Genomic DNA, 26,029 nt, shown 5'->3' with positions numbered 1-26,029 from the left:
GATAAAATTGGCAATTTGGTAAATTGACAAAAATAAGCAACCAAACAAGCAAAAAGGGCGATTATGATTAAGCAAGCGATGATTTTGGCAGCTGGCAAAGGCACACGAATGCGACCTTTGACACTCACCACGCCAAAACCCTTAGTCCCTGTGGCGAATAAGCCGCTGATACTTTGGCATATCCAAAGACTGGCAGCGGCAGGCATTCGCCATATCGTGCTAAATGCAGGCTATCTGTCCGATGTGCTGGTGGCAGGATTGGACAAGTTGGACCTTGAAAATAAGCTTAATATCCGCCTAAAAATCTCCATCGAGACAGGTGAGCCACTGGAGACAGCAGGTGGCATCAAATACGCCTTAGATCAAGGTTTGCTGCACGATGAGCCGTTTATTTTGGTCAATGGCGATGTCTGGAGTGAGTACGATTTTTGCCCCTTAGTAGAGCATGATTTGGCGGATAATTTGGCACATTTGCTACTGGTGGATAATCCTGAGCATAACCCAGCAGGGGATTTTGTGCTAAACCATGGCAAAGTCAGCACAAAAACCACCGACCAAACTGCCAACGATACGGCATTGACCTTTGCAGGGATTAGTGTGATGTCGCCACGGCTGCTGGCAGATGTCGGCGTGGGCGAGATTGCCCCTTTGGCACCATGCCTAAGGGCAGCCATGGCAGATGGGCAAATCACAGGCGAGCATATCGCCGATAAATGGGTAGATGTCGGCACGCTGGAGCGACTGGCAGGGCTTGAGCAGTATTTGGCAAAATCTGGCAAATGACCAACTTGGCAAGCAGATGTCCATTTTGCCAAAATTTGCCAACCAATCAACCGCCAAGCGGTACCAATCGATATAAATTTTACCAAAATCCATTAAAAATCTACCAAAAAAAAACTTATTATATATCAATAACTTACAAACTTTATCAAAAATATCGCATTTTTTTGATAAAAAACATTTGACACTGGTGGGAAATTCTATATAATACGCACCACAACGAACGAACACAGCAACACAAATTAAAAATTCAGTGATTGACTGTGATAAGTTTAGAAACTTAAAATGTGATACCTTGACACCGTATCAAACAAAACATTTTAGGGTGGTTAGCTCAGTTGGTAGAGCATCTGCCTTACAAGCAGAGGGTCAGCGGTTCGATCCCGTTACCACCCACCACTTTAGCAGCGGTAGTTCAGTTGGTTAGAATACCGGCCTGTCACGCCGGGGGTCGCGGGTTCGAGTCCCGTCCGCTGCGCCATTATTTGCTTTGTAATCTCAAGTCTCCCCCGACTTGAGATTTTTTTTGTAATTTGTTTTACACTTTGCGAAATTTGATTGCGAAATCCAAAGTCGGATTTGCCAGTGGGTGATTGTCATGATGAAAGACATCGTGGTACACCATAATGATAAAATAGGTTATAATGACAAAACAGGCGTAGCGGCAGCGTTTGACGGCAAGGGCGAATTTAAGACTTTGTTTAAACTTGACCCAGATGGCGACCAGCATCGCAATTTTTTAAAAAATGGAGTTCTGTTTTGACTTATTTATTAGACATGGCGTTAGATTTTTATCATGGTAAAATGCCAGCAGATGTTTTTATGCTCAGATACATTAAAGAAAGGGAAGGCAAAATCACTTCTATCTATGAAAATGCGGCTATTAGCAAAGCTGAATGTGAGATATTTTCTGCCTGTGATAGGTTCAACCCTGATTATGATGTCAATTCGCCGCATAAGTTCGATATTGACGAAGTTCAATTCAGACAAGAAGTCGAGCAAGCCCTAAGGTCGGTGGGCTTAATCTGATTTTTAAGTAAGATGCTTGCGATGGTGCATACGCTCTAACTGGCAAGCAATATTCGGCACAACTTCGCCTAAGTGCTAAAACTTTGCAGCAATTAAGAGAAAATTATGGACAACTTGAAACATTCTGGACGCAAACATTCGGCTACGACTTCTCAAAACTCACCGAATGGGAAGCAAAATTCATCATCAATTCAGGTAAAAGTCCTGACACCGTCCGAGATACAGTCCTTGCGTCAAAGCAAAATTGACGCTTATCATCAGATGATGAAAATGGATTAATTCACTTTTTAACCCAAAAATCCACTTTAAAGCACGCTTATCATTAAGGGTGCTTTTATTTTTGGCATTAAGATGGGCTGTGGTGCGTGCAATTTTAAGCCAGTTTAACCAAAGATCGTTTGGTAAAAATTTGCCAACAGTTTGGCCAAATCGGCACATCAATGCACAAAAACACAAAAAACGCTTGCAGTCTGCTGATTTTTATTTAAAAATATCCTTGTCTCTATTTTTGACAAACAAGGAAATACTGATGAAATATGCACCGCTAAAACTTGCCATGGCAGGCGTGCTTTTTGGTACAAGCCTAATGAGTGCCACTGTACAAGCCGCCCCGATCTTACAGACGCATGGCGATTATGGTTATCAAAATCACAAAAAAGCCAATGCTTGGCTGGAGATTGATGTACAAGCCTTTGAAAATAACATCATTCGCCTACAAAATAATCTGTCTGATAGCACCAAAATTTGTGCCATCATGAAAGCAGATGCTTATGGTAACGGCATTGATTTGTTGATGCCAAGCATCATTAAGCTCAATGTACCATGTATTGGTATCGCCAGTAACGAAGAAGCACGAGTGGCACGGGCACACGGCTATCAAGGGACAATCATGCGTGTGCGTATGGCAGATATGGAAGAAATCAAGGCAGCATTACCCTATGAGATGACCGAGCTGACAGGCAGTCTGGCTCACGCCAAAGCCCTAAATGATTTGGCGGCATCACAAGGCAAATCCATCAATGTGCATTTGGCGTTAAACAGCGGCGGCATGGATCGCAATGGCTTAGATGTCGGCAGTGAGCAGGGCAAGCGTGATGCTTTGGCAATCACTGCTTTACCAGCATTGCACTTGACAGGCATCATGACCCATTATGCCTTTGAAGATGAAAGCTATGTGCGTGAACGCTTGGCGTTATTTAACGAACAAACTGCTTGGTTGATAGCAGCTGCCAAACTTGACCGCAGCCAGCTGACTTTGCACACCGCCAACTCATTTGCGACCATTGCCGTGCCTGAGAGTCATTTGGACATGGTGCGTCCCGGTGGTTTGATTTATGGCGATACCATCGATGCCAAGCCCGCCTATCAGCCGATTATGAGCTTTAAGACCAAAGTGGCATCGGTGCAGTTTTATCCTGCTGGCACAAAGGTCGGCTATGATGGTATGCACACCTTGACCAGAGATTCTTATTTGGCAAATCTGCCGTTTGGCTATTCTGATGGTTATCGCCGTGCCTTTACCAATAAGGGCGTGGTGCTTATCGGCGGTATGCGCGCCCCTGTTTTGGGTAAGGTATCAATGAATACGACTATGGTTGATGTAACAGACATTATTAACAAAACCGCCATTAATATCGGCGATGAAGTGGTGATTTATGGTCGTCAAGGCGAAGGGCAAATTAGCCAAGCCGAAATCGAAGACATCAACGATGCCTTGCTTGCCGATTTATACACCATTTGGGGCAATTCAAATCCACGCTTGATTAAGCCTTAAACACCTTAAATTTGGTTGGTTTAATCTGATTTTTAATTGTTTAACTGTTTAGCTGTTTAACTTTTACCCCAAAACCCCACCCTAAAGCACCCTATCATCAAGGGTGCTTTTTCTATATTATCAAACCACCAAACCATCAAACCGCCCATTTTTCTCCCAAAACACCACGCAGGCACAAAATCGCTTGCTTGAGAATTTTTCCAGCGTATAATAGCAAGCATTTGTTATATTATAAATGATTGTTATTGTGGGGTAAAAATGATTGTTCGGGACAAATCCAATGGGCTAAAGCTGCTGTTTGTTTGGCATGGCACGGTACTGCCAAAGGTGCTGCCGATTATTCTGGGCATTATGACGCTGTCGCTACTGGCTGGCACGCTGGCACGCTTTCACTGGTATGGTGCGACCACAGTGCCTGCGGTGGGTTTTACCATGTTTGGTGTGGCGATTTCGATTTTTTTGGGTTTTCGTAATAATGCTTGCTATGACCGCTGGTGGGAAGGGCGTAAGCTGTGGGGTGCATTGGTGGCAAATACTCGCCATCTGAGCCGAGACAGTTGTTTTTTGCCAGCGGCGGATCGTGAAGCGTTATTGATGGATATGCTCTTGTTTGTGGCGACGCTCAGAGACCGCCTGCGTGGGCAAAAAATCCGCCGTGAGCAGTTCGGCTATACCGACATCAGCACAGAACGCCTAGACTGGCTCGATAGCCAAATCAATGTGCCGCAGCGTGTGCTAGAATCCATGCAAAAACAACTGACCGCCGCCGTACAACAAGGCAAAATCAGCGACATCATCTACGCCACAATCCAAAAGCATCTGGTGGAGATGGGCGGCGTACAGGCAGGCTGCGACCGTATCCATAGCACGCCGTTGCCGTTTCCGTATTCGGTACTGCTGCATCGAGCGGTGTTTTGTTTTTGTTGGATGTTGCCGTTTGGGCTGGAGTCGGTGATGGGGCTGTGGACACCGCTGTTGGTGGGTTTTATTTCTTATTTGCTGATTGGGCTTGATGAGTTGAGCCATCAGTTAGAAGAGCCATTTGGCATGGACCATCACGATTTGGCGTTGGATAATATGGTGCGAATGATTGAGCGTGAGACGCTGATGTTATTGGACAAGCCGTTGCCAGATGCGTGGCAAATTGATAAAAATTATAATTTAAGTTAAATTTAATTGGATTAATGTGATTAATAAAAATAACGGCATCTTGGATTTAGATACCGTTATTTTTTAGACCTGATTATTTGTCAGGGTTTTGAATAGCAATGCTTTCTAAATCACCCAAAGGCGGCTTTGGTACATTGCTATTTTGGACATGTTGAATGGTTGGTTGTTGTGGCATTTCTGGCTGTTGTTGATGTAGCGGCTGCGATTGTGGTTTTGCTGCTGTATCAACAATTTGCACTGGCTCGGCTTGCTTGTGAGCGGCTTGGCTGCCTTGTTTAACTCGGCTTTGATTGACTTGGCAATGATTGATACCAGTAACATAATTCATCATAACGCCAAGCTGACGCACCGCTACCGCACCTTTGATTTTTTGGGTCAAGGCAATGTCTAGCACCGCTGGGTTGGTGATTTGTGCATAATATTTATCAGCTGTTGGCAAGTGCGACCAATGCCAAGGTTCTTCATTATAGCCTTGTGTACGCCCACTGTCATAAGTTTGGCAAAAACCAAAATCAGCGGCGTTTTGTTTGAGCCAGCGATAAACTTTCTTACCTTCTGCACTGTTCCAGTAGCCTGTTTCTACGCTGTTAAAATCAACATCTGTTCCCCAGTGATGGCGGCTGGTGCCGGGAAAAGACGACCATCTAAGAATATCCAAGGCTTTTTTGGTGTCATTATTGGCGTTATTGCCCCATTTGCGTTCCCAAATGCGTCTTTGGTGGTCGTATGAGCGATAAGCAGAAACAATGCTCAAGCGAACGCCATCAGCTCGTGCGGCGGCAATCATTTGCATCAAAGGCTCATAAACTTCTCGGTGGATTTTTTTCAGCTTTTGCCGTGTATTGCTTAGGCACATCGACCAAATTGCTATTCGGTAAGAAGCCCTAAAGTGGTATATGAATTGATAAAACTATAATCTGAGTTAGTGATTAATTTGCCCTAAATTTAAATAAAAAAAGAATGGTTAAGGTGCGATTTTAACCATTCTTTTTGCTTTTTTATATTTATTATTTTTGTTATTCTTAATTATCTAGAGTGGATATAGCTGTTGAATACATATCCTCGCTTACCGTTAGCTTCTACAAGACACCATGCTCCACGATTGCCTTCTGTAACATCATGACGGTATGTTACACCACCACAGTCAAGAATGGCAACAGGGGTGTAATCTTTTAGTTTGGCAATTTTGTGAGCTTTGGCGTATGGTTCGCTACGCATATAAACAAAACCATCTTTTTGGGTTAGGATATAATTATCGCCCGATGATTCAATGAACACAACTTCTTGTTTTGGCGGCTGACGCTCTTTGTATACAACCACGGTTGGCGGTGGAGCAGCTTGGACAGGGGCTTGTTGGACGGGTGCTTGCTGTACAGGGACTTGTTGGACAGGCTGCTGTGCCACTGGATGACCGTTTTGGTCGTATTGTTGCTGTACAGGCTGCTGTGCTTGACCGTCCACAATCACAGGTTGTAGGTTCTGTACTTGCGGCTGGGCAGCTGGTGCTTGCTGGGCTGGGGCTTCGTCTTTTAGAATTTCACGAGCCACGCCCTTGACGATGTCATCGCAAGCGGTCAGCATGGTCGCACCGACAATCGCTCCAGATAAAATTAGCATCTTTTTCATACGCAATCCTTGAATGCTGAAATGTTTGGACAATACAAAATATTCTAATTCATTCTTATCAATATTTCAATATGCAAACAAATGTATTGTTTATTTATCGTTTAACTTACTGTCATGCAACAAAAAACCGATAAAACAAAAGCCAGTGCAATGACTGGCTTTGGTAAGTTGGACGGTGATTATTTTTGATGAATTTAATCAATCAATCAAAAAATGCGGTTCATGCCGTTTAATGCCGCCACACGATAGGCTTCTGCCATGGTGGGGTAATTAAAGGTGGTGTTAATAAAATATTCAAGCGTATGCCCACATTTCATCACCGCCTGACCGATGTGGATAATCTCCGATGCGTGGTTGCCGTAGCAGTGAATGCCAAGTATCTCTAAGGTCTCACGGTGGAATAGGATTTTTAGGACGCCTGAGCGTTCACCGATAATCTGCGAGCGTGCCAAATGTCTAAAGAACGCTTGACCCACTTCATAAGGAATCTGCTCGGCGGTCAGTTCCGCTTCGGTCTTGCCGATGCTAGAAATCTCAGGAATGGTGTAAATCCCTGTCGGTACGCTGCTGATAAATTCGGCATCTTCATCACCAACCATAAAGCCTGCGGCATTGCGGCCTTGGTCATAGGCGGCAGATGCCAAAGACGGCCAGCCGATGACATCACCGACAGCGTAGATGTGTGGTACGCTGGTGCGGTAAGTCTGATCGACTTCTAGCTGACCACGGCTGTTGGCAGTCAGACCGACGGCTTCCAGATTTAGGCTATCGGTGTTGCCTGAGCGACCGTTACACCATAAGATGGCATCGGATTTGATTTTTTTGCCGCTTTTTAGGTGCAAAATCACGCAATCATCGTGCGTCTCTAGGTGGTCAATCTCTTCGTGGTTGCGGATACGCACGCCAAACTGACGCAAGTCGTGGCTCAGTGCGTCCGAGATTTCTTCGTCCAAGTAGCTTAATAGCTGCTCTTTATTATTAATCAAATCAACCACATAGCCCAAGCCAGTAAAGATGGACGCATATTCGCAGCCGATGACACCAGCACCATAGATGATGATTTTGCGAGCGACATAGTCCATTTGTAGGATTTTGTCAGAGTCAAAAACACGGGGGTGGTCAAAGTCCAGCATATCAGGGCGATAAGGACGAGAACCCACGGCAATCACCGCTTGGTTAAAGGTGATGGTGCGAGTCGGCTCATGCTCATTGGCATAAATCTCTAGCGTGTGCGAGTCAATAAAGCTGCCCCAGCCGTGGATTACTTGGATATGGTTACGCTCATAAAACAGCTTATGGGTATTGACTTGGTGGCGGATTACTTCACGAGCGCGGCTCAGTACTTTACTTAGTGGTACTTGATAGCTGTCTTTGGTTTGCTTAAATAGGGGGTCTCGGCGAAAGTTAATGATGTTAAACACCGATTGACGCAGTGCCTTACTGGGGATTGTCCCCACATGAGCGCAGTTACCGCCAACTTGATCACGGGGGTCAATGATGGCGACACGATAGCCAGATTTGGCAAGTTTCATCGCCGCTGCTTCACCAGCGGGGCCTGCACCCAGTACGATGGCATCGTATTCATAATTGTGCTTGATGGGGCTTTTGTGCGTGCGGCGAATACCGATGCGATGGCCGTCTAGCGGACTGATTAGGCTAGGGTGCAGATGCTCATGATCGATGTGTTCAAAGGTCTGGGTATTTGCCTTGGCGGTCGCAGTGGTCGCATCAGCATTGGCTTGGGCGGTCTGCTGCGTGGTTTTTTGTTTTTTTGACATAATCTCCCCTTGGGTTGGACTGGCGTGATGGGCGTGGTTTATTTGCTTTGTGATAAGATTTCATCAAGCTGCCACAGACCTGTCAGCTCGCCAGTATTTTGGTCATATTCTTGGCTGGCACGAATTTTATAATAAATGCCTGCACGGGGTTCAAAGCCCTTGATGTCATTAAATCCGATACCAAAAATCTCACCATCGCCAGTACCCAGCGGCTTGACCAGTAGGCACTGCATCGGACTGCCTGAGTTGCAAGAAGTGCGAGTGGGCAGGATTTCTAGCACTTGACTGTCTTTGGTTGCTAACGCTGGCGTGTACCAAGCGTCAGGCTTTGGGGCGGTGCTTTGACACGCAGTCAGGGCAACCGACAGGCAGGCAAGGGCAAAAACCGATGAAATGGTGCGTTTTTTTGGCATATTTTTTGACATCATGGTTACAATTTACTACTGTTGTTAAATGGTTTGGCAAATGGCTGATTTAATTTGGGGTAAATTTGGAGTAAAAATTAAATTCAAGTTCCAAATCAAATCCAAATCAAATGCTTAACGCAATTCTTAATACGATTATTAATACAATTTTATTAATTAAATCGTAAATTTAATTTTAAATAAAACTTTTAAAATCATCAGTCCAATTGGGCAGCTTTACTCAAATCCTTTTGCTTGGATAGCGTGCAAAATTTGCAACATACACCAAGCAAGCACCAAATCAGACACTGATTTAGACACCGATGCGGCGTTTTAATCCTGTGATTTGCAGAATGCGAGTGGCGATTTCTTCAACCGACATCTCTGAGACATTCAGATTGGGGATTTTTTGGCGGCTATAAATCGCTTGAATGGCACGCTGCTCTTCTTGGCACTGGGCAAGGCTGGCATAACGGCTGCCAGCTTTGCGTTCTTGGCGGATACGCACCAAGCGTTCGGTGTCGATGGTTAGCCCAAACAGCTTGCTTTGATAAGGTTTTAGGGCTCGTGGCAGCTGGCTGGTGTCCAAGTCTTCTTCGGTCAAAGGATAATTGGCGGCACGGATACCGTATTGTAATGCCAAATATAAAGAAGTTGGCGTCTTGCCTGAGCGAGATAACCCAACTAGGATAATATCAGCACCGTCATAGTGATTGGTGCGAGCACCGTCGTCATTATCTAGAGCAAAATGCACCGCATCGATGCGAGCTTTATAATCGTCCGAATCCACATTGCTGTGTGCCATGCCTGCGTGCGGATTGGGCTTGTGGTCGATTTCGGTGGCGATGCGGTTGATTAGACCTTCATAAATATCTAGGTTATGGGCATTGGCAGAGTTGATGATTTCACGGATTTCATCACTGACAATGGTGTCAAAAACTAGGGGGCGAAGTCCGCTTTTTTCAAAGGCTTGATTGATACGCCCAACGGCAATTTGGGCAAGCTCGGGCGTATCGACATAAGGAATGACCTGAATGTCAAATTCCACATCGCTAAACTGGCTCAGTAGGGATTTTCCCAGTGTCTCGGCGGTGATGGCAGTACCATCAGAGATAAAAAACGCACTGCGAATGGGTGGCTCATTGGGTTGCTCAGGGGCGGTGGGGGTGTGGACATACATGTCTGTTCTTCTTTATGGCTGATGATATGGATAAAATCGCCTTATTATAGCACAAAAAAGACGGCACAAAAAGAACCCAAAATCCATAAAGTAATAAAATAGCCATTATTAAAACCAATCAATATCCAAAACCCACCCAAACATAGTAAAATACTCCCCATCACCAGTTTTACACCAAAATGATGTGTTTTTGCTGTAATGTTGTGATTTTGGGCTATTTGCTTGATGATTTTATGGTAATCAAGTTGTTAATTTATTACAAAAAATATTCCTAAAAATGATGGTAAATCTTGGCGAATGCTTGTACTGACTGGTGAGAGCAATTGCTGTATTTGAGATATATCATTTTTAATTTTTATGGGTGTATTTTTATTATAAATAAATAGACAAATTTATTGAGTACTCATAAATAAAACCATAAAGTAAACAGTCATAATAAATCACATTGATAGAGCAACATCTCACGCACAATGTACATCATAAAATCTGCATAAATCCCATCAAAATAACAATAATATTACACCATATTTAAGCCATGAAATTACCAAAGATTGTAAAGCATGGTAAAAAATACCGTGCTCAAATTATGAAAAATGGACATCGTATCACCATCACAGCAGACAGTGAATACGAATGTGAAAGACAACTGATTATTAAGCTATACGATATACAAGACCAACTCCAAACAGATGAGCGTTATTCACCCACACTACAAGAAGTGATACAAGATTATTATCAACATCATCTTAGGCAATTAAAATCAGGTGAATGTACTTACTACTATCTGAAATCATTTATCCGTGATAACCCTACAATTGCTAATAAACCAATCCATCAAGTTACACCACAAGACATCACAGCACACAGAAATGTATTAATGAAACGCATCAGTAACAGTACTGTGGTCAATAGGCTAACCCAGTTAAGTGGGGTATTTAATTATGCAATCAAAGAGCGTTATTGGATAGATGAAAATCCAGTCAGTAAAGTAACCAAACCCACCAAATCACCACCAAGAAACAGACGCATTACACAGGCTGAAATTAACGCACTGATTAAAGTATCTAAGTATTGCTCCAACACACCGCCTAAGACAGTCAGACAGTGGATAGTATGGACGGTATTATTTGCCTTACAGACTTGTATGCGACAAGGGGAAATACTGGGTATGACACCCAAGCACATGCATAAAGACCATGTACATCTGCCTAAGACTAAAAATGGGACAAGTAGGAATGTACCCTTAAATAAACAAGCCAAAGCATTACTAAGACAGCTATGGCTCAATACAGCAGATGCAGATAAGACATTTATACCTATTAAACAAAAGACATTTAACAGCACAACTTGGCATAATCTACTAAAAGATGCTGGTATCACAAATTTACATTTTCATGATACCAGACATGAAGCCATCAGCAGATTTGTTCATCAATACCAAATGCCTGTGGAAGTCTTGGCTAAGATTACAGGACATAAGGATTTACGAGTATTATTAAATACTTACTACAATCCTACGGTAGATGAACTGGTAGAGATGGTGAGTGGTTATTAGGTAGGATTAAGATACTGTGGGTGAAAAGGGAATGATTTTATCATCATCGTTATCATTTTCAAAATGAATATTTGGTATGGCAGACAAATCCACAGTGTCTAAGATGTAAGCGGCAAATTCCTGCAAGGTCATTGGCTCTCTTTCACCTGTTAGTTTATTGACTCTGGTAATATCAAAGGGAGTGTCTGTATTAATAGACTCAGGTAGCTGGGTAACGGCATAAGCCAATGTTACGCAACTAGTCAATACTGACATAGCGGTATCCATTGTAAGGGTAATACTTTTGTTTTTGCTCATAACTATTTCCTATTTACAATTTTACAATTCAAAATCATTAAACGCATCATCAGACACTTCAGCGTCAATCTGTCCTACAAGATAAGAAGTAATTTCTGTCTCTTGTGGGGCAACTTGTACATTGTCTGATGATAGCCACGCATTAATCCATGGGATTGGATTACTGGTATTAAAGAACGGTCTTAAGCCAATGGCTTTCATGCGTAGAGCAGTGATATACTCTAAGTACTGCGTTAAGATTGGGGTATTTAAACCAATCATTGAACCGTCTTTAAACAGATATTCAATCCATGCCTTTTCTTGTTCATAAGCAAACCAGAAAATATCATAGATTTCATTTTTACATTCATTGGCTATCTGTTGATAATCAGTATCTTCTTCAAGCATCAGCTTAAGCATATGCTGTGTACCATTAAGGTGTAATGCTTCATCACGAGCAATCATCTTAATAATCTTAGCATTACCTTCCATCAGCTTACGCTCAGCAAAAGCAAATGAACAAGCAAAGGATACATAAAAGCGAATGGCTTCTAGCACATTGACACTCATAATACATAGATATAAGCGTCTTTTTAGCTCATACATATCCACTGGCTTACCTTGCTGATATTCAAGTGATAGCTCATGCAAGCTGTCATAGTACTGACTGATAGACTCTGCACGCTTAATAATCTCTGGATTAACCACAATATCATCTAACACTTCACTAGGATTATTAAAGATATTACGGATAATGTGCGTATAACTGCGTGCGTGGATTGACTCAAAAAATGCCCATGTTTCAATCCAAGTTTCAAGCTCTGGGATAGAAACCAAAGGTAATAGTACCACATTGGGACTGCGTCCTTGGACACTGTCAAGCAAAGTTTGGTATTTTAGATTGCTAACAAAGATATGCTTTTCATGCTCTGGTAGCTCCATAAAATCTATGCGGTCTTTGGATACATCAATCTCTTCAGGTCGCCAAAAGAATGACAACTGCTGCTGAGTAATGTTCTCAAAGAACGCATAATGCTGCTTATCAAAGCGTGAGACATTGACACCTTGACCTAAGAACATGGGTTCTTTGGTAGCGTCATTGTGTGTGGTATTAAACACGGTATAGCTCATTTGACTATCTCCAGCTGTACAGGGACTTTACCATAAGACAATGGGGCTATCTGCTTAAATGCTGCTTTGGATAAATCCACAACAACACCATGACCCAATCTGCCAGTATCATTGACACGACAAATCACAGATGCTTTGGTCTTAGTATTGGTAACTTTTAGATAAGTACCAAAGGCATAGCGATTACTGGCACAGGTGAGTTTATATTGACTAAACCTTTCACCTGATGCTGTCTTACGCCCATGGAATTTATCTGCATAATAAGTTGCTGACTGGGCATGAGCAGATTCATAGATAAATATCGCTGCAATCAAACACCAACCCAGTAGCATTAAAGTAATGGGATTTCTCATGGCTTAATCCAGTTATTGAAATAACTTGCGTGTCTTTTCAACACTGTTCTTATCAGACTTATCTGGGATAACATGGGTATCATCTTCAATGACATCATCTGTAACTGGTGCTGATGCTGTATTACCAAACAATGCTTTGGTTGGCTCTGTATGGCTCGTATTGGCGTTTTGTGGCTCATCTGGTATTGTTGTACCAGCTGATGCTTTAGGCTCATCAGAAGGCTTTACAGACTCATTATTCACTGGTTTAGATGGTTTGTTTGACTGTTGGTTTTGTTTGTTAGATTGGTTAGATTGAGCTGGTTTATTGGTATCAATCTGCACACCTTCTGATGTGATTTGTACAGATACTTTGGACTCATCAATGGTTAAGCCTTGGTTTGATAGATACTCAATGACAGCTTGGTTTAGCTCTTGTTTGTCTAGGGTGATTTTCATAATAACTCCATAATGATTAATTAAAAATAGCGGTATGTGTGGCTACGATGGCATCACAAATATGCTCTCTTTCGCCTTTGGGAAATTGTAAAAGCCAGTCATCTACTTCAGGGTAGTATTCAGATACCCAGTTCATGACTTCATCTTTACTGGCATCTTTTTTACCCACTGTGGCTTTGACTTGTTGTGGGGTGATGGACAGCAGGGGAATGGTATGTTCTCCATCTTGATAAGCCAATGCAGCAGATAGACTGATACAAGTGGCATAAGACACCATCGCACGAGATGATTGGCTACCAACAGGTAATTCAGCAACCAAAAAGTTAGGCTGATATAAACCAATCAAATTGTGTAAGCCATGATATAACTGAGTGGCTGATTGCAAGTCTTGTAAGTTCTGGCGTTGTTCTTTATCTGGTTTAGAATGAATCACACCGCCTTTGGTGAACTCAAGGACTTGGGTATTCTCATTGTAATTGGCAATACAATAACCCCAGTTGCGTAAACTGGGGTCAAAGCCAATGATGGTTTTCACTGGATTATCGTTCATCAAAATTCCTTAGCATAAATCGCTGTGTCATAAGGCAATTCTTTGAACATATCAAAAGCATGGATTAGTGCTTCTTTTTCATCTACGGAAGTAGCATTGGCAATATCACGCTCAAGTACCCATAGGATATTGCTATGCCATTTAGAGATGACATCAACCATATCACTGGCAGTGTGTAATAAAGTATGTGAAGTCATGTGTGTATCTCCGTCAGTCTTAGGCAAATAGTGATGATGTTTTCTTAGCTGGTGAGCTTTGGGTTGGTTTTTTACCCAAGGTTTTGTCATTGGTTTGACCTTCCCACTTATCAAGCCAAGTATTGATAAACACAGCGTCTGATTGTTCTGCACGAACTTCATTAACTGTACGATTGTCTTTGGCTGAAAATACTTTATTAATACTGTTTTGTTCACGAGTCTCTTCCGTGTCTTGATAGCCGTTGTCTGTCTTTTCTTGTTTAAAGACTTTCTCTTTTAAAATACCTAGCTTGACTTGTTTACCAATCAAAGCGGTTAGCATAGGGACTTCAGTAGGTACTTCTGACTTGGTTTCAAAATTATACAGATTGATGATTTTGGTTTCATCTTTTTGTTCAAACAATGGCTTACCTGATGCAAACAGACTGATGGCATCAGCATTGACAAATGATGGTAGGTAATTACGCTGACCGTTGCGTTCATAGTAATTCTTACCTTCTTTGTTGGTTACATACATGGTTTCTTTGAGTGTTTTACCTTCTACATCAAACTCAAAGTTTACTGCTCCAGCACCTGATTTGGCTTGAGATAGATAAGCATACTTAATGGTTGCTGGATAGACACCTGATTCAAACAGACTAAAGTTACCGCCTACTGTGTCTTTATCTTGGGTAACTTCATCGCTATAAGATAGATTGGTCAAAAAACTCATAAAATACTCCGTTAGGTTGGGTTAAGTGAATAGATAATTAAATAATTAATATTTGGCTTGGCTACCATGATTGTCATGAAAACCAAGCTCTAAGGATTTTTGTTTGCGTGCTTTGATGGCTTCATCAATATCTGTAAAGGACTTTTGATAAACCTTTTTACCGTTTAAGCTAATCTCCGCAATATAGCGTTTTCTACGCTTACACCACCAGATGCCTATTTCATCTAGCCTACTGGTACGGCGTGTCTTATTGCGTTGGTTTTCTGCTTTGGTAATGTGTCTTAGATTACTAAGACGGTTATCATCACGGATTTGGTTGATATGGTCTATTTGATGCTTGGGCATCTCACCATGTACATAAAGCCATACCAAGCGATGCTCAAGATAGCGTTTACCAAATAAAGTGATACTGCGATAACCAGATGATTTGTCTAAAGTTCCTGCACGAGTGTGTAGGTGAATGTTCTTACTGGGTCTTTTAATCCAAGTAAATTCACCTGACTGCTCATCGTATCTTAGATATTGCTGTAAGCGTTGTTGGGTTAAATCACTCATGATTTATTCCATGGTTTATTCATAATACTCATTTAGGCGTTTGAGTACCAAATTGACATCGTTATTAATAAATGTCTCACTGTCATCAAATAGACCCATAGGACTACGCATACGCTCATCTACGGTTTCTTTGGTGATTTGGGTTTGAAAGACATATTTAATACCTAGTGCTTTTTCACGGTCTGTATAAGTCAATAACTCATTTTGGTAGTCATTCAGACTATCTACCGTTACTTTTTTGGTACTGACAATACAACTAAAATACGATTCCACGCCCTGATTTGCCAATGCACCTTTGATAGGTACTTTGGTTTCCATCACCATGTTTTTGTCATTCAAAGCAGTCTTGGTATGTGCTGTAAAAATCACTGCCTTTGAGCTAGATGCGACATATTGCTGCATCAGATTTTTAAAGTACTGGGCATAATCAGACCATGCTTTCATGGTATTGGCTGCGGTCAGTACATGAACAGACTCATACATATCCATCAGATAATTTAAACCATCAATGACAATGGTTTTAATCTCATCTTGCCCTTCAGCCCAATCAAATGCTTCATAGATTTGATATGGGTCTGTGATGGTTTTTTGGATAAATGATTTGGGTTTGAAGGGCAGTTTTTTCCTGTGTGTTCCAGTGGGTTCGCTACTTCCACTGCGTTCTTTAATGAACTGCTTATACTTTCATATAAGAGCAGACTATATCTTCACCTTTACTAAGGTGTCCACCACTTCGCATCGCTTGATGCTACTTGCTTACGCAATAGTCGTTGGGGTTTACTTAATCATTAAGTCTTACCTGCTGATTGCCCAATCCTTTAGATTGTTACACTGTGGTACTAAAGGCTCTAAGGGGTTTCCAGCATTTCAATGGATTATCCTATCCCCATCACTGGGGTAGGGGGCTAATTAATAACCCGATTCGCAATTTAGATAAAGTACATTTTCTAAATTAGCTAAACTTACTGATTTACCAGTAGATGATTCACCACAAACCAGTACTAAATGGTCATTGGTTGTCATATGATTACTCCATAAATAAAAATAAAAACCACAACACCGCAGAATGCGGCATTGGGTTACTCTTAGGCTACTAGCTTGGCTGCAACGGTATGAAAGATGGTATTGTGCAACTCCAACTCATCTAACTTATCGCTAAGTTTATGATTGAGTGAAATTACTTTATCCTTGATGGCTTCAAAGCTAAAGCCAGCATCTACCAATACCATCGCAAAGCGTAGTAGCATATTATTACGGTTTCCATCACCTGTGTTATTGATAACCCAGCGTTCTAGATTATCTAACTGGCTTTGGTCATGTAATAATTTTTCTCGCTCTTCATTCTTAGATGTCTTAGGAATGAATGGCAATATATCAAACAACTCACCATCAGTAACAATCACTTGTCCATCAGGGTGGGTAAGCCACTTCTTAGCACGCTGACCACATTGCATATCTACTTCAAAGGGCAATGAGCTGATGACATTGTTGTACAGCTCTTTATACTCTTTGGCATCTAAGCGTAGGGTATAGTTTAGTGGTAAGATAATGCGATAGCGATTCTCATCGTCTGTATGACGCTTGGTGGTGTAATAGATGGCTTGATACTTCTTAAGTAGCATCATTGCCGTAGATAACTTAGTACCACTATCCACATCTAAAACCAACAGATTAAAGCCGTCTATGGCATTTTCTTCTTTACGATAACCATCTTTGACATGATGACTAAGCCAATGAAATCCGTCCATACTGACGAGCTTGGCTAAGTTATCAAAGCTGACTGTATCGTTAAAGTAGTCTTGGGTCATGTTAGGGTTATTGGTATAACTGACAATCAAATTATCCAGATTGGTTTCTTGGATAGTATCTGCGTGTAGGAATAAAATAGACTCTGCATAGGTCTTTTTAATCACAATGTTATTTTTATAACCCCAAGCAATTGCCATCATGATTTGCTCATCTTTTTGGGCTTTACTCCCACGAAAACTGGGTAAGTCTTCGTCTAAGTCTGCTAAGGTAACTTGGGTGTTGGTTTGGGCTAGATAATTAGCCAGCTTGATATAAGGACGCTGTGGGGTCATCAAGCGAACAAATGCTTGACCTGAATCTTCAGCTAAGCGAATGGCGTATTCAATATGCTGTGGTAGGATTTCATCACTATTATCCACAAAAGCATAAACACCAGCCAATTTCATTACTTTAAAATAACGATGCTCTAGCTCTGCTTTTTTGATGGTTTCAAGCTCACTGATATTTTGGCTTAGATGCTCACAATGTAGCTTATACTCAATCAATAACTGTACTGATGACTTAGGTAAGCTCACTGTCTTATTGATTAATGATAAATCTGCTAATAAGCCAAACTGCTCTGAGATTTGTTCAATATAATCATCATTATCAGTATTAAACAATTGCTCCATCACTTCTTCTACGGTCAGTGAAGTCTGCTTGGTGGATTTATCAGCAAAGCCAAAAAAGCATCTGCGTGCATAACCCATCTCCAGCATCTCCATCAGCTGCTCTTCAGTTCTAGCACCGTCCAATAACTTAGATGGTGTACCAAACAGCAGCATATTGGCAGGCGTGTAGCCATCAATGCGTTCAAAGCGTGTGTTATCTGCACTGGATTTAACCAGCTTATCTTTAATCAAGCCTTTGTCATACAGCTCTAAATAAGCAGTCAATGCTTCAATAGAGCCACTGAAATTAGCTCCAATCTCATCTACTTGTAAGTTACATGAACCAGCATTTGCCATCAGTAGCTTTTGACGCATCTGCTTAATCGCTGGGACTGTGGCACTATCAAAGCTAAATAACAATGCACCTAGCTCTTGGAATGCTTTACCCAGCTTGATTAACTCATCTTCAATGTCTGTACCATTACGAGTGGCTCTCTTGGCTGCTAATAGCTCACAGTTTTGCTCTGCGGTAATGGGGAAGGTGTGTTCCATAAATACCGTTTTAAAGCTGTTAATCACTTCATTTTCCATCAGTGAAGTGCTGTGTCCTTTACCTGAACCTGACGGTGATAAAGCCATGGCATACATATTGACAGGAATGGTACTGCGTCCTGACCAGCCTTTGATACTCACACGCATATGTGATGCCATCAAAGCCATGTAATAAGCCACAATCACTCTAAAAAATAAGGGATTGGTATTTTGGGTTTTGGTTTGAAGTATCTCTACCAACCGCTCTGATGTAGGGTGATACTTCATCTGTTCAAAGGGTTTCATAATGTATCCTTAAATACAATGAGTAAATAACAGGTGATAAGTAAACTGGCTACATAAACCAAAGTAGGTGCTAATAGCTCTTGGGTAATATAAAGCGTACACAAAGCCAGTATCATACTGATGGCTAGGGCTTTGATAAAATCAAACCAACTAATCATGGTAGCTGTCCTTTTGTTTGGTGAATAAACGATAAAGCACTTCTAAGGCTGCAAATACACAAGGTAAACCAATCAGTACCGTAAATACAAAAAATAGTTCTGTCATAAGATAAGCTCTCCACTGGCTAAATAAGCATCTTTTTGGGTGCATAGGGTTAATGCAGGACAATAACGACAAGCAACCACTTGTCCTTTGACTTCTTTAATCATGCCGTTGTTATGGTATTTGGTAGCCATATAAGCAGCCGCATCTGTAAAGTTGTCAAAGTTCTTGGTACTTCTGTCTAGCTTGTTTGGGTCTTTGTAATATTTATAGACCGTAGGTTTACGCCATAAATCAGCATCAGTACACTGGGGCAAATCACACTCTGGGGTGTCTTTATGAGATATGATTTGCTTAATCTTAGTGCGTACATAATGCTCTGTGGCATCTAGGTCTAATAAAGGAATGCGTTGGGAATGAACACGATTGGGTGGATAATCCTTATTACGCAATGACTCAACCTTATTAAAATCTGTAAAGATATAATGAATGGTCATATAGTCTTTATGGATAATCCGTGGATTAAGCCAACGGTAAATAGAGCCTTGTAGCTGATACTTTTCTGCATTGGATTGGTTTAGATAAGTCCATACAGAAGTACTCTTAAAGTCTTGGACTTGTCCTTCTGCAACAAAGTCAAACTTACCTGTTACTGTCATACCAGCAATGTCTTTACAGCTACGCTGCTCCATATAGATATTAATATCGTCTGGATTGGGATTGGTAGGATTAACCTTAATCTTATCAATCACCTTTTGGCTATAACCTAAAGCACGCAAGGCATTGGTGGGATTAAGCCATGCTTGCTCAATCGCTGTATGAATGGCACTACCCATACGAGATGAGACCAAGTCAGCCACATCAGTAAAGGTAGCTTCATTATCTAATCTTTGGCTTAGGATAATCTGTCTGATTGGCTTAAGTAGGGTAGTGGCACTGATACTGTTAGGTAGTCCATCATAAGTATCTGTGGCTAAGAATACCGCTAGTGGTAGGGGAATATTGGCATTGTTGGTGTAGTTCATAACAAATCCTGTCTCATGGCTGATAGTGATAAATGAATAAATAAATAAATAAAAAAGATATACCACCATAAAAAGCGGTATATCTGTGATAGGTAAGAGATGATTAGGGTGGGGCTGCTATTGATGGGTCATAAATGACTTTAAACCCATGATAATTATCACCTACATAGATACCAATCCATGTAGGAATATCATCAGTACCATTGTATAGATTGTTTATAGATAAACCGTAGATAATACAATCTTGTAACTCATCAATATTGATATTCTCAAGTCTAGTTACATTATCCTCAAAAGTGGTATTTAATTTTTTATATACACCTGTCTTAGCGTCTTTACCGTACATTGCAGTGAGCTGTTTACCTGAACCAGTCTCAATTTCTACTTGTGTGGCGATGACAGTATCTGAACGGTATTCTTTTTTAAACTTATTGATAATCCAATCATCAAAGTAAAAAACCAATGCCTGACCGCTAGGGCTATCAGGAATGATTGCATTAGGAACTCGCCATTCAGTCCCATACTGAAAATAGTAGAATTGAGTATCTGCACCCAACTTGTCTTCTACAAGGTAGTATTTAGGCAGAACCAACCAAGCATTATCGTACTTACTATTACGGTCATTATATGTGGCTATCTTAAGCATTTCGTTGGATTGTTCTAGGTGATGATATTTAGGGATATTATCAGTTTTATAAACGATTGCTCTATTTTTCAGATAGTAATTATCATCTTTTTGAGTATCTAATTGGGTTTGTACTGATTGAATTGTCTGACTGACTTGGTTAATGGTTTCATAAGTTTGGGTGTCTAATTCTACAATCTTATCCGCCAATTCCTTAAAGCTATCAGAGTCTTTATCAGCACCATTGACTAACTGCTCTACCATTGCCAGTAGCTGAGCATCTACTTCTGATTTGGTGTAATAAGCAGACAAATCTACATTAGCAGTACCATCACCACTATCATTAGCTTTTGGCTTAGGTTGTGGGGTAATACCAATGCCTTCATTGTAGGCATAAACCATCGTATCAGAATTAAGACGGATATAATGGCTGTTAATGGTGATATTGGTGGTATCCTTAGGACTAATACTGGCTAGTGGTTTCCAGTTTACACCATCATCAGATTGCTCTAAGATGGCTTGGGATTCACCTAAGTTGGTTAGCTGTGTGGTGGGGAATAACAGCGTAATAATCGCAGTCTGAAAGCTGCGTAATAGATATTTATCAGAAACATAAATCATGATGGAACTCCTTATGGTTAGGAAGTTCCATCATAGTTGAGTTTTAAACCAAGTGCATAATTTTACTCATCATTGATTGGTTTAAAGTACTGCTGAACAGTATCTAGAGCTTTGGGGGATTTATTTATCAAATCAATGGTTAAATGGGCATAGCCTGCAATATCACGCCATGAGTCAATAAAATAGCTATCACCATTGATAATACGAGCAATCTTATGCAGTATCATCTCAATGGCTTCTTTTTGGTATGGCTCTAGTGGCTGTGTTCTGGGTAGGCTAAATGCCACATCTTTTAGTGATTGGCTTAAGGCACTGGTTAGTACATAATCACCGTGGGTGTGTTGTCGTTCTGTGAGTGTGGATTCAATCATAAATATCCTTAGTGGTTGGTTAGTTAATTACTGTGGGGTTAAATGGTCATTGGGCAATGTATGATGCTGATAAGCCAATGGGATATGACCCCGTCTGGCATAGACAGGGTAATAACCATATTGGCGAGCTATATCACGAATGAGCATCTTTGAGCGGCTAACTTGCTCTAATTGACGCATATAGATATAGCCCTTAGTATCCTGCTCAAACATCTGCTTAAGCTGGGTGAGTGGATTCATGATGAACAAGCTCCAAAAATACATGAGCTGTCTGCTCATTATGAGCATCTACAAACTGCTTAAGCTCATCTACCGTATCAAAATCCAGTAAAGTATTTCTACTGGCTTCATGGGGTCTAGGGCTGATGGTTAGACGGTATTTGCTATGCTCAGGTCTGTATGAGTAATTAAAGCGAATACCATTGGCATATTCATCATGCCACTCAACGGGTTTGATTTTATATAAATTCATTAGCAACTCACTGTCATATAAGATTTGGAATAATCTAGCATAGGATATTGACTGGCTTCATGTAAAGCATGGTCAATGACGGTATCAAAGTCATATTTATTGACTTTAGCGGTCTTATAAGAAACCAAGCTAAATTCACCCAATATGTTATACAGATACAGATTAATATACCAAGTGCGATATGCTTTAGGATTTAAAATCTCATCTCTACGATACAGCCAATCACCAGACCAAGTACAACGCTTGGCTAGCTCTTGGAAAGTACAATCTGTATCTACTGGGATTTTTAGATAGCCCTTAAAGGTCTTAGTTCGCATGGGTTTATTTCTGGCTTTAGGCTTTTTCTTTGACATCTGCCAATTCCTTAATCTGGTTTAAATCAAAATAAGGCAATAGGGCATCATAGATAGCACAAGCCAGCTGTCTATGCTCTTTTTGGGTGGTAGGGTCTAATCGTACTTGTAGATAGTGGATAAATGAACGGATATTACCTGTAACATACAAGCGTGATTTGACTAAGCCAATGGGTAATACACTACGAGCAATCTCTTTGGCAATGCCTTGCTCTAGTGCTTTGTTATAAGCATCACGAGCAGTAGCGATGACTTCTTGCTGGGCAATTTGCCATGATAGCTCTAGATTTTCATCATCATTAGGCAGACTGTTTTGTCTGTTGGTTTTATCCTGCAAGCGTGTATCACGAATGATGAATGGATTATCTAGCTCATTGATGTCTTGGTATCTGCCAGAAAATTCCTGAAAAGTTAGCGAGCGATGACGCAATAACTGAATGGCTATATCTTTTGGTGTCTCAATCTCCAATGTAAGATAATAATGTTCAAATGGACTAAAGTGCTTATGCTTGAGTAGATAATTAATCAATCTGTTACTGGTTTGCGTATTAGACTGATTAGATGGATTAGATACACGAGCAACATAAGCAATGAACTCATTGGCATCAGTAGCACTGATGTTTTGAGTAGGCACTGTACGAGCAATGACTTTGGCGGTGGATAGGTTCATGATGATTCCTTAAAAAACAAACGAAAAAGCCAATATAATAAATAAATTACTATAAAGGCGATGAAGATATAGCGTAGTAAACCTAGCATAACAATAACTAAGCCAATAAGAATAATTAGGCTAAAGCCAATCAACAATGGTTTCATAACGGTTTCACAAATTCCTTATAAAACAAACCACAAACCACGCCAGCGGCGTAATAACCAATTATTTATCTGATATAAAAACCAAGTAAACTAATCTGGTTTTGTGTATCAAAGGGGATTAACTATGCCAAATACATTGACTGATTTGCCTTTGATTTTAAAGGTGTTTGCGGTGATTATTGGTGCTATCTTTGCTTTGACTTTATCTGGTGATATTGATAAAGAAGGTAGATTGCACCTAAATTTAAATGTGGTGATTAAGTTTGCATTCAGTGCAACTTTTGGTTTCTTGGCTGGTGGTTGGCTCATTGAGTTTCAAAACTGGACACAACTAAGCCATGTATCGCATGGTTTTATTATGATGCTGTGTTCTGTCTTTGGAATGATGATTGTGGGTGTGGTTTATCAAGCCATCAGATTATCCACAACAGATAAAGACTTGTCTGAGATTATCAGTGAAGTCAAACAAGCCTTTACAGCAATATTTAAATAAGGGGTAGTATGTCAAAGACAATTACAAATGAGCAGATTAAGCAGCTGGCTTTATCTTATAGAATTGAATATGCTGCACTAAAAGCAGTGATTCAAGTAGAAGCTGCTGGGCAAGGATTTTTAAATGGTTTACCAAAAATCCTATATGAGCCGCACATCATGCACAGATTATTAACCAAAAAAGGTTTAATCAGTGTGCGTGAAAAGATGATGCGTGAAAAACCACAATTATGCTATCCACGCTGGGGTACACATAAGTATGGTTTGAGTTCATCACAACATGGTAGATTAAACCAAGCCACAAACTATGACAGACAAACTGCACTAGAGTCTTGTAGCTGGGGCTTAGGTCAAGTGATGGGTTTTCACTGGAAAACACTGGGTTATGAAAGTATCCAAGCATTTGTTAATGCTATGTATAAAGATGAAGCCAGTCAGATTGATGCTATGCTACGCTTTATCAAAGCCAATGGCTTGATTGGTGCATTACAAGCACATGACTGGGCTAAGTTTGCCAAAGGTTATAATGGTAGCGGTTATAGAAAAAATAACTACCATATCAAACTGGCACAAGCCTATCAGCAGTTTAAATGATATAAAAATAACCCCTAGATAGTCTAGGGGTTATTTATTACTTGGTTTAGTAAGTTTATTGATTGTTTACCTGACCTATCAATTTAATGGTGTTAATGGCATCTTCAATACCTTCAGAGTAAACATCTAAAACCAATTCAGTCTTTCTACCTACACCAGTACTGGCTAGCTCACGCTGTCTATCTTTTAATAGACGCTCAATAGAGCTGATAGTAGTCAATATCAACTCATCAGCAAAGTCATATACATAAGGATTTAAATCCATATCACCGTTTGGTTGCTCTTTGAGTTTAAATCCTGTATCTAGGGCTAAATGCTTAATGGCTAATTTGCCCAGTAAGCGTTGTTTTGTACCACTCATTTTACATCACCCACAAAAGGGGTTAAATCAGGTTTGCTGTAATCTTTACCTTTTTGGATTTTACCATTGGTATCAAAGATAGGCTGACCATTTTCAAACTTAGAATAGTTAGAGCGAATCACTTCATTAATCGCACCATACATATCAAAGCCCATGTCATAGCCTGTACCAATGGCTGTAACCACTTGGTCGCATAGAGCATCTAACATCTCTACTCTATCTATTTTACTAAGCTGTTCATTGACTCTATCACTGTGAGCCACGACATCAACGGTCTTTAGCTCATCAGCAACTTCTGTTAGGATTTGGTGCAACTCACCAGCATCTGAATCAAAGGCTTGTACCATTTCTGAGATTTCTTCAAAATGACAGCCCAATTGGGTAAAGATATTTTTGATGGTTGGATTGGGTTTGGCTAACTCAAACCAGTGAATAATAGCACGGATAGGGTCATTAGGTTGGTTCATAAGGGTTTTCCTTTGAGTTTCTTTTGGGTAAATATTTTTTCATTATGACGGATAATCTTATCCAAAACAGCAGCATATTCTAATGCTTCTTGTCTGTCATAAATCAATTGATTACATGGGGTACGATAAGCAACACCTGTGGGGGTAACGACACGGATTAATTCGCCTTTACCTACCACAGCGTTATCCATACCTTCGTATTCTTTATATTTCTCTGGCTTACGGTGATACATAGAAATACCATATAAAGTAAAAATAAAGCATATTTTATACTATATATGGTATATATTCTACATACTAACCAGAAAATCAATGACTAATTGAGACCATGGTTGATAGTCATCTTTTTTATTGGTTAGGCGTTTTATATATTGCCATTTGGGATTAACAATACTGTCATCTGTGTTAAATGATTGAGTATCTGATTCAAAGCAGAATAATAAACCCAGATGGGTTTTACCATCGTCATTATCATTATCTACAATCAACATGACCGTAGGGGTAAATTCTAATGGCTCATCAATACTTATACCCAGCTTATGCTGTAAATCCTGTACAATGGTATGTAGTACGGTATTGGGCAAGCTGTCTTGTTGGTGTTCATAATGAATCACTGAACCAAAACCAACAGATAACTGATTGGTTTGGGGTTTGGTGTATGACAGTACTTGGTTTAGTTTTGTGATACAGACATATGGGGTAATCTGTGGATAGTTCTGTCCAATCATCACATCACTGTCTAGTACGGCTTTGGCAATAAAGTGCATGGGAAAGGACTTAAGCGTATCTAGCGATACAGGGATAAGGTGCTTACCTGTTGTTGGGATATTGGCTTTGGTAAGGGTGTCTTTGGTAGTACATAGTACTGGACTGGCGATATTCATAGG

Annotated in this window: 35 protein-coding genes and 2 tRNA genes; 10 read left to right on the top strand and 27 right to left on the bottom strand. The window is 40.6% G+C overall.

Annotated elements, in window-relative coordinates; all coding sequences use genetic code 11:
- The first annotated feature begins 63 nt into the window (after nucleotides 1-63).
- From ACFBZI_RS09750 to ACFBZI_RS09720, 7 genes are all read left to right on the top strand, one after another.
- Nucleotides 64-783: a nucleotidyltransferase family protein gene (locus ACFBZI_RS09750; protein WP_375716137.1), complete on the top strand. Its 720-nt coding sequence runs from the start codon at nucleotides 64-66 to the stop codon at nucleotides 781-783.
- Nucleotides 784-1,103: 320 nt separating this feature from the next.
- A tRNA-Val gene (locus tag ACFBZI_RS09745) sits at nucleotides 1,104-1,179 on the top strand.
- A gap of 5 nt (nucleotides 1,180-1,184) precedes the next feature.
- Nucleotides 1,185-1,261: transfer RNA gene (locus ACFBZI_RS09740), tRNA-Asp, on the top strand.
- A 117-nt stretch (nucleotides 1,262-1,378) separates the two neighbouring features.
- A complete protein-coding gene (locus tag ACFBZI_RS09735; protein ID WP_375716136.1) occupies nucleotides 1,379-1,543 on the top strand; it encodes a hypothetical protein in 165 nt (54 codons plus the stop codon).
- The gene (locus tag ACFBZI_RS09730; RefSeq protein ID WP_375716135.1) at nucleotides 1,540-1,809 is read left to right on the top strand and encodes a colicin immunity domain-containing protein; all 270 of its coding nucleotides are present in this window, start codon (nucleotides 1,540-1,542) and stop codon (nucleotides 1,807-1,809) included. The genes ACFBZI_RS09735 and ACFBZI_RS09730 overlap by 4 nt, the downstream gene beginning before the upstream one ends.
- 529 nt (nucleotides 1,810-2,338) lie before the next feature.
- Nucleotides 2,339-3,583 carry an alanine racemase gene (alr, locus tag ACFBZI_RS09725; protein WP_375716134.1) on the top strand — a complete coding sequence of 415 codons (1,245 nt, stop codon included), beginning with the start codon at nucleotides 2,339-2,341 and terminating at the stop codon, nucleotides 3,581-3,583.
- 258 nt (nucleotides 3,584-3,841) lie between these two features.
- Nucleotides 3,842-4,753 (top strand): bestrophin family protein, encoded by a 912-nt coding sequence (locus ACFBZI_RS09720; protein WP_375716133.1) that lies wholly within the window; start codon nucleotides 3,842-3,844, stop codon nucleotides 4,751-4,753.
- A gap of 73 nt (nucleotides 4,754-4,826) precedes the next feature.
- Here the strand turns inward: ACFBZI_RS09720 and ACFBZI_RS09715 are convergent, their stop codons facing one another.
- The 5 genes from ACFBZI_RS09715 to ppsR all read right to left on the bottom strand — a co-directional run bounded on the left by ACFBZI_RS09715 (nucleotide 4,827) and on the right by ppsR (nucleotide 9,741).
- Complete coding sequence (locus tag ACFBZI_RS09715) at nucleotides 4,827-5,609, bottom strand: M15 family metallopeptidase (protein WP_375716132.1); 783 nt, start codon at nucleotides 5,607-5,609, stop codon at nucleotides 4,827-4,829.
- A 170-nt stretch (nucleotides 5,610-5,779) separates the two neighbouring features.
- Complete coding sequence (locus tag ACFBZI_RS09710; RefSeq protein ID WP_375716131.1) at nucleotides 5,780-6,379, bottom strand: SH3 domain-containing protein; 600 nt, start codon at nucleotides 6,377-6,379, stop codon at nucleotides 5,780-5,782.
- Between the two features lie 206 nt (nucleotides 6,380-6,585).
- Complete coding sequence (sthA, locus tag ACFBZI_RS09705; protein WP_375716130.1) at nucleotides 6,586-8,157, bottom strand: Si-specific NAD(P)(+) transhydrogenase; 1,572 nt, start codon at nucleotides 8,155-8,157, stop codon at nucleotides 6,586-6,588.
- A 38-nt stretch (nucleotides 8,158-8,195) separates the two neighbouring features.
- A complete protein-coding gene (locus tag ACFBZI_RS09700) occupies nucleotides 8,196-8,582 on the bottom strand; it encodes a DUF4377 domain-containing protein (protein WP_375716129.1) in 387 nt (128 codons plus the stop codon).
- A 292-nt stretch (nucleotides 8,583-8,874) separates the two neighbouring features.
- Nucleotides 8,875-9,741 carry a posphoenolpyruvate synthetase regulatory kinase/phosphorylase PpsR gene (ppsR, locus tag ACFBZI_RS09695; protein WP_375716128.1) on the bottom strand — a complete coding sequence of 289 codons (867 nt, stop codon included), beginning with the start codon at nucleotides 9,739-9,741 and terminating at the stop codon, nucleotides 8,875-8,877.
- A gap of 586 nt (nucleotides 9,742-10,327) precedes the next feature.
- Between ppsR and ACFBZI_RS09690 the strand changes: the two genes are divergently transcribed.
- Nucleotides 10,328-11,296, top strand: coding sequence for a tyrosine-type recombinase/integrase (locus tag ACFBZI_RS09690; RefSeq protein WP_375716127.1), 969 nt, complete (start codon nucleotides 10,328-10,330; stop codon nucleotides 11,294-11,296).
- A 6-nt stretch (nucleotides 11,297-11,302) separates the two neighbouring features.
- On the opposite strand, the gene ACFBZI_RS09685 is transcribed toward ACFBZI_RS09690, so the two are convergent.
- The 18 genes from ACFBZI_RS09685 to thyX all read right to left on the bottom strand — a co-directional run bounded on the left by ACFBZI_RS09685 (nucleotide 11,303) and on the right by thyX (nucleotide 23,082).
- Nucleotides 11,303-11,551 carry a hypothetical protein gene (locus tag ACFBZI_RS09685; protein ID WP_375716126.1) on the bottom strand — a complete coding sequence of 83 codons (249 nt, stop codon included), beginning with the start codon at nucleotides 11,549-11,551 and terminating at the stop codon, nucleotides 11,303-11,305.
- 63 nt (nucleotides 11,552-11,614) lie between these two features.
- Nucleotides 11,615-12,703 carry a class Ia ribonucleoside-diphosphate reductase subunit beta gene (gene nrdB / locus ACFBZI_RS09680; protein ID WP_375716125.1) on the bottom strand — a complete coding sequence of 363 codons (1,089 nt, stop codon included), beginning with the start codon at nucleotides 12,701-12,703 and terminating at the stop codon, nucleotides 11,615-11,617.
- Entirely contained in the window at nucleotides 12,700-13,056 is a 357-nt protein-coding gene (locus ACFBZI_RS09675) for a septal ring lytic transglycosylase RlpA family protein (protein ID WP_375716124.1), read from the bottom strand. The genes nrdB and ACFBZI_RS09675 overlap by 4 nt, the downstream gene beginning before the upstream one ends.
- 12 nt (nucleotides 13,057-13,068) lie before the next feature.
- Nucleotides 13,069-13,494, bottom strand: coding sequence for a hypothetical protein (locus ACFBZI_RS09670; protein WP_375716123.1), 426 nt, complete (start codon nucleotides 13,492-13,494; stop codon nucleotides 13,069-13,071).
- 16 nt (nucleotides 13,495-13,510) lie between these two features.
- Nucleotides 13,511-14,044: a crossover junction endodeoxyribonuclease RuvC gene (locus ACFBZI_RS09665; protein WP_375716122.1), complete on the bottom strand. Its 534-nt coding sequence runs from the start codon at nucleotides 14,042-14,044 to the stop codon at nucleotides 13,511-13,513.
- Nucleotides 14,044-14,241 carry a hypothetical protein gene (locus ACFBZI_RS09660; RefSeq protein WP_375716121.1) on the bottom strand — a complete coding sequence of 66 codons (198 nt, stop codon included), beginning with the start codon at nucleotides 14,239-14,241 and terminating at the stop codon, nucleotides 14,044-14,046. The genes ACFBZI_RS09665 and ACFBZI_RS09660 overlap by 1 nt, the downstream gene beginning before the upstream one ends.
- Nucleotides 14,242-14,260: 19 nt before the next feature.
- Nucleotides 14,261-14,953: a hypothetical protein gene (locus ACFBZI_RS09655; protein WP_375716120.1), complete on the bottom strand. Its 693-nt coding sequence runs from the start codon at nucleotides 14,951-14,953 to the stop codon at nucleotides 14,261-14,263.
- A gap of 45 nt (nucleotides 14,954-14,998) precedes the next feature.
- On the bottom strand, nucleotides 14,999-15,508 hold the full coding sequence (locus ACFBZI_RS09650; RefSeq protein WP_375716119.1) for an HNH endonuclease signature motif containing protein: 510 nt from the start codon (nucleotides 15,506-15,508) through the stop codon (nucleotides 14,999-15,001).
- A 15-nt stretch (nucleotides 15,509-15,523) separates the two neighbouring features.
- Nucleotides 15,524-16,072, bottom strand: a complete 549-nt coding sequence (locus tag ACFBZI_RS09645; RefSeq protein ID WP_375716345.1) for an AAA family ATPase — start codon at nucleotides 16,070-16,072, stop codon at nucleotides 15,524-15,526.
- Between the two features lie 521 nt (nucleotides 16,073-16,593).
- On the bottom strand, nucleotides 16,594-18,744 hold the full coding sequence (locus tag ACFBZI_RS09640) for a YfjI family protein (RefSeq protein ID WP_375716118.1): 2,151 nt from the start codon (nucleotides 18,742-18,744) through the stop codon (nucleotides 16,594-16,596).
- Entirely contained in the window at nucleotides 18,741-18,902 is a 162-nt protein-coding gene (locus ACFBZI_RS09635; RefSeq protein ID WP_375716117.1) for a hypothetical protein, read from the bottom strand. The genes ACFBZI_RS09640 and ACFBZI_RS09635 overlap by 4 nt, the downstream gene beginning before the upstream one ends.
- Nucleotides 18,903-19,004: 102 nt before the next feature.
- Complete coding sequence (locus ACFBZI_RS09630; RefSeq protein WP_375716116.1) at nucleotides 19,005-19,970, bottom strand: hypothetical protein; 966 nt, start codon at nucleotides 19,968-19,970, stop codon at nucleotides 19,005-19,007.
- 103 nt (nucleotides 19,971-20,073) lie between these two features.
- Nucleotides 20,074-21,216, bottom strand: coding sequence for a hypothetical protein (locus ACFBZI_RS09625; protein ID WP_375716115.1), 1,143 nt, complete (start codon nucleotides 21,214-21,216; stop codon nucleotides 20,074-20,076).
- 62 nt (nucleotides 21,217-21,278) lie between these two features.
- The gene (locus ACFBZI_RS09620) at nucleotides 21,279-21,587 is read right to left on the bottom strand and encodes a hypothetical protein (RefSeq protein WP_375716114.1); all 309 of its coding nucleotides are present in this window, start codon (nucleotides 21,585-21,587) and stop codon (nucleotides 21,279-21,281) included.
- 27 nt (nucleotides 21,588-21,614) lie between these two features.
- The gene (locus tag ACFBZI_RS09615) at nucleotides 21,615-21,827 is read right to left on the bottom strand and encodes a hypothetical protein (protein ID WP_375716113.1); all 213 of its coding nucleotides are present in this window, start codon (nucleotides 21,825-21,827) and stop codon (nucleotides 21,615-21,617) included.
- Entirely contained in the window at nucleotides 21,805-22,059 is a 255-nt protein-coding gene (locus tag ACFBZI_RS09610) for a hypothetical protein (protein WP_375716112.1), read from the bottom strand. The genes ACFBZI_RS09615 and ACFBZI_RS09610 overlap by 23 nt, the downstream gene beginning before the upstream one ends.
- Entirely contained in the window at nucleotides 22,059-22,412 is a 354-nt protein-coding gene (locus ACFBZI_RS09605; protein WP_375716111.1) for a hypothetical protein, read from the bottom strand. The genes ACFBZI_RS09610 and ACFBZI_RS09605 overlap by 1 nt, the downstream gene beginning before the upstream one ends.
- Entirely contained in the window at nucleotides 22,393-23,082 is a 690-nt protein-coding gene (gene thyX / locus ACFBZI_RS09600) for an FAD-dependent thymidylate synthase (protein WP_375716110.1), read from the bottom strand. Before thyX ends, ACFBZI_RS09605 begins: the two co-directional genes overlap by 20 nt.
- Before the next feature lie 270 nt (nucleotides 23,083-23,352).
- Here thyX and ACFBZI_RS09595 point away from each other — a divergent pair, with 270 nt between their 5' ends.
- Both ACFBZI_RS09595 and ACFBZI_RS09590 read left to right on the top strand, forming a co-directional pair.
- Nucleotides 23,353-23,721: a hypothetical protein gene (locus ACFBZI_RS09595; RefSeq protein WP_375716109.1), complete on the top strand. Its 369-nt coding sequence runs from the start codon at nucleotides 23,353-23,355 to the stop codon at nucleotides 23,719-23,721.
- A gap of 8 nt (nucleotides 23,722-23,729) precedes the next feature.
- Nucleotides 23,730-24,314, top strand: a complete 585-nt coding sequence (locus ACFBZI_RS09590) for an N-acetylmuramidase family protein (protein WP_375716108.1) — start codon at nucleotides 23,730-23,732, stop codon at nucleotides 24,312-24,314.
- Between the two features lie 55 nt (nucleotides 24,315-24,369).
- On the opposite strand, the gene ACFBZI_RS09585 is transcribed toward ACFBZI_RS09590, so the two are convergent.
- From ACFBZI_RS09585 to ACFBZI_RS09570, 4 genes are read right to left on the bottom strand one after another with little or no spacing between them, the layout of a single operon-like run.
- Nucleotides 24,370-24,675 carry a hypothetical protein gene (locus tag ACFBZI_RS09585; RefSeq protein WP_375716107.1) on the bottom strand — a complete coding sequence of 102 codons (306 nt, stop codon included), beginning with the start codon at nucleotides 24,673-24,675 and terminating at the stop codon, nucleotides 24,370-24,372.
- Entirely contained in the window at nucleotides 24,672-25,142 is a 471-nt protein-coding gene (locus ACFBZI_RS09580; RefSeq protein ID WP_375716106.1) for a hypothetical protein, read from the bottom strand. Before ACFBZI_RS09580 ends, ACFBZI_RS09585 begins: the two co-directional genes overlap by 4 nt.
- Nucleotides 25,139-25,375: a hypothetical protein gene (locus tag ACFBZI_RS09575; RefSeq protein ID WP_375716105.1), complete on the bottom strand. Its 237-nt coding sequence runs from the start codon at nucleotides 25,373-25,375 to the stop codon at nucleotides 25,139-25,141. The genes ACFBZI_RS09580 and ACFBZI_RS09575 overlap by 4 nt, the downstream gene beginning before the upstream one ends.
- Nucleotides 25,376-25,432: 57 nt before the next feature.
- Nucleotides 25,433-26,026, bottom strand: a complete 594-nt coding sequence (locus ACFBZI_RS09570; RefSeq protein WP_375716104.1) for an NUDIX hydrolase — start codon at nucleotides 26,024-26,026, stop codon at nucleotides 25,433-25,435.
- Nucleotides 26,027-26,029: the final 3 nt, after the last annotated feature.

Origin of the sequence: Moraxella marmotae (genome assembly GCF_042219885.1) — a bacterium.
GTDB classification, from domain to species: Bacteria; Pseudomonadota; Gammaproteobacteria; order Pseudomonadales; family Moraxellaceae; genus Moraxella; species Moraxella marmotae.
This window is presented reverse-complemented; position numbering and strand designations above follow the sequence as displayed.

Bases quoted from the DNA above. Each gene is read 5' to 3' on its own strand.
- ACFBZI_RS09640 (WP_375716118.1), bottom strand. From the start codon at position 18,744: ATGAAACCCTTTGAACAGATGAAGTATCACCCTACATCAGAGCGGTTG.
- ppsR (WP_375716128.1), bottom strand. From the start codon at position 9,741: ATGTATGTCCACACCCCCACCGCCCCTGAGCAACCCAATGAGCCACCC.
- sthA (WP_375716130.1), bottom strand. From the start codon at position 8,157: ATGTCAAAAAAACAAAAAACCACGCAGCAGACCGCCCAAGCCAATGCT.
- ACFBZI_RS09660 (WP_375716121.1), bottom strand. From the start codon at position 14,241: ATGACTTCACATACTTTATTACACACTGCCAGTGATATGGTTGATGTC.
- ACFBZI_RS09675 (WP_375716124.1), bottom strand. From the start codon at position 13,056: ATGAGAAATCCCATTACTTTAATGCTACTGGGTTGGTGTTTGATTGCA.
- alr (WP_375716134.1), top strand. From the start codon at position 2,339: ATGAAATATGCACCGCTAAAACTTGCCATGGCAGGCGTGCTTTTTGGT.
- ACFBZI_RS09700 (WP_375716129.1), bottom strand. From the start codon at position 8,582: ATGTCAAAAAATATGCCAAAAAAACGCACCATTTCATCGGTTTTTGCC.
- ACFBZI_RS09615 (WP_375716113.1), bottom strand. From the start codon at position 21,827: ATGAATCCACTCACCCAGCTTAAGCAGATGTTTGAGCAGGATACTAAG.
- ACFBZI_RS09605 (WP_375716111.1), bottom strand. From the start codon at position 22,412: ATGTCAAAGAAAAAGCCTAAAGCCAGAAATAAACCCATGCGAACTAAG.
- ACFBZI_RS09625 (WP_375716115.1), bottom strand. From the start codon at position 21,216: ATGATTTATGTTTCTGATAAATATCTATTACGCAGCTTTCAGACTGCG.
- ACFBZI_RS09635 (WP_375716117.1), bottom strand. From the start codon at position 18,902: ATGATTAGTTGGTTTGATTTTATCAAAGCCCTAGCCATCAGTATGATA.
- ACFBZI_RS09590 (WP_375716108.1), top strand. From the start codon at position 23,730: ATGTCAAAGACAATTACAAATGAGCAGATTAAGCAGCTGGCTTTATCT.
- ACFBZI_RS09580 (WP_375716106.1), bottom strand. From the start codon at position 25,142: ATGAACCAACCTAATGACCCTATCCGTGCTATTATTCACTGGTTTGAG.
- ACFBZI_RS09665 (WP_375716122.1), bottom strand. From the start codon at position 14,044: ATGAACGATAATCCAGTGAAAACCATCATTGGCTTTGACCCCAGTTTA.
- ACFBZI_RS09750 (WP_375716137.1), top strand. From the start codon at position 64: ATGATTAAGCAAGCGATGATTTTGGCAGCTGGCAAAGGCACACGAATG.
- ACFBZI_RS09570 (WP_375716104.1), bottom strand. From the start codon at position 26,026: ATGAATATCGCCAGTCCAGTACTATGTACTACCAAAGACACCCTTACC.
- ACFBZI_RS09610 (WP_375716112.1), bottom strand. From the start codon at position 22,059: ATGAATTTATATAAAATCAAACCCGTTGAGTGGCATGATGAATATGCC.
- nrdB (WP_375716125.1), bottom strand. From the start codon at position 12,703: ATGAGCTATACCGTGTTTAATACCACACACAATGACGCTACCAAAGAA.
- ACFBZI_RS09655 (WP_375716120.1), bottom strand. From the start codon at position 14,953: ATGAGTTTTTTGACCAATCTATCTTATAGCGATGAAGTTACCCAAGAT.
- ACFBZI_RS09715 (WP_375716132.1), bottom strand. From the start codon at position 5,609: ATGTGCCTAAGCAATACACGGCAAAAGCTGAAAAAAATCCACCGAGAA.
- ACFBZI_RS09585 (WP_375716107.1), bottom strand. From the start codon at position 24,675: ATGAGTGGTACAAAACAACGCTTACTGGGCAAATTAGCCATTAAGCAT.
- ACFBZI_RS09620 (WP_375716114.1), bottom strand. From the start codon at position 21,587: ATGATTGAATCCACACTCACAGAACGACAACACACCCACGGTGATTAT.
- ACFBZI_RS09735 (WP_375716136.1), top strand. From the start codon at position 1,379: ATGATGAAAGACATCGTGGTACACCATAATGATAAAATAGGTTATAAT.
- ACFBZI_RS09575 (WP_375716105.1), bottom strand. From the start codon at position 25,375: ATGTATCACCGTAAGCCAGAGAAATATAAAGAATACGAAGGTATGGAT.
- ACFBZI_RS09710 (WP_375716131.1), bottom strand. From the start codon at position 6,379: ATGAAAAAGATGCTAATTTTATCTGGAGCGATTGTCGGTGCGACCATG.
- ACFBZI_RS09630 (WP_375716116.1), bottom strand. From the start codon at position 19,970: ATGAACTACACCAACAATGCCAATATTCCCCTACCACTAGCGGTATTC.
- ACFBZI_RS09690 (WP_375716127.1), top strand. From the start codon at position 10,328: ATGAAAAATGGACATCGTATCACCATCACAGCAGACAGTGAATACGAA.
- ACFBZI_RS09670 (WP_375716123.1), bottom strand. From the start codon at position 13,494: ATGAAAATCACCCTAGACAAACAAGAGCTAAACCAAGCTGTCATTGAG.
- thyX (WP_375716110.1), bottom strand. From the start codon at position 23,082: ATGAACCTATCCACCGCCAAAGTCATTGCTCGTACAGTGCCTACTCAA.
- ACFBZI_RS09595 (WP_375716109.1), top strand. From the start codon at position 23,353: ATGCCAAATACATTGACTGATTTGCCTTTGATTTTAAAGGTGTTTGCG.
- ACFBZI_RS09650 (WP_375716119.1), bottom strand. From the start codon at position 15,508: ATGAGTGATTTAACCCAACAACGCTTACAGCAATATCTAAGATACGAT.
- ACFBZI_RS09720 (WP_375716133.1), top strand. From the start codon at position 3,842: ATGATTGTTCGGGACAAATCCAATGGGCTAAAGCTGCTGTTTGTTTGG.
- ACFBZI_RS09685 (WP_375716126.1), bottom strand. From the start codon at position 11,551: ATGTCAGTATTGACTAGTTGCGTAACATTGGCTTATGCCGTTACCCAG.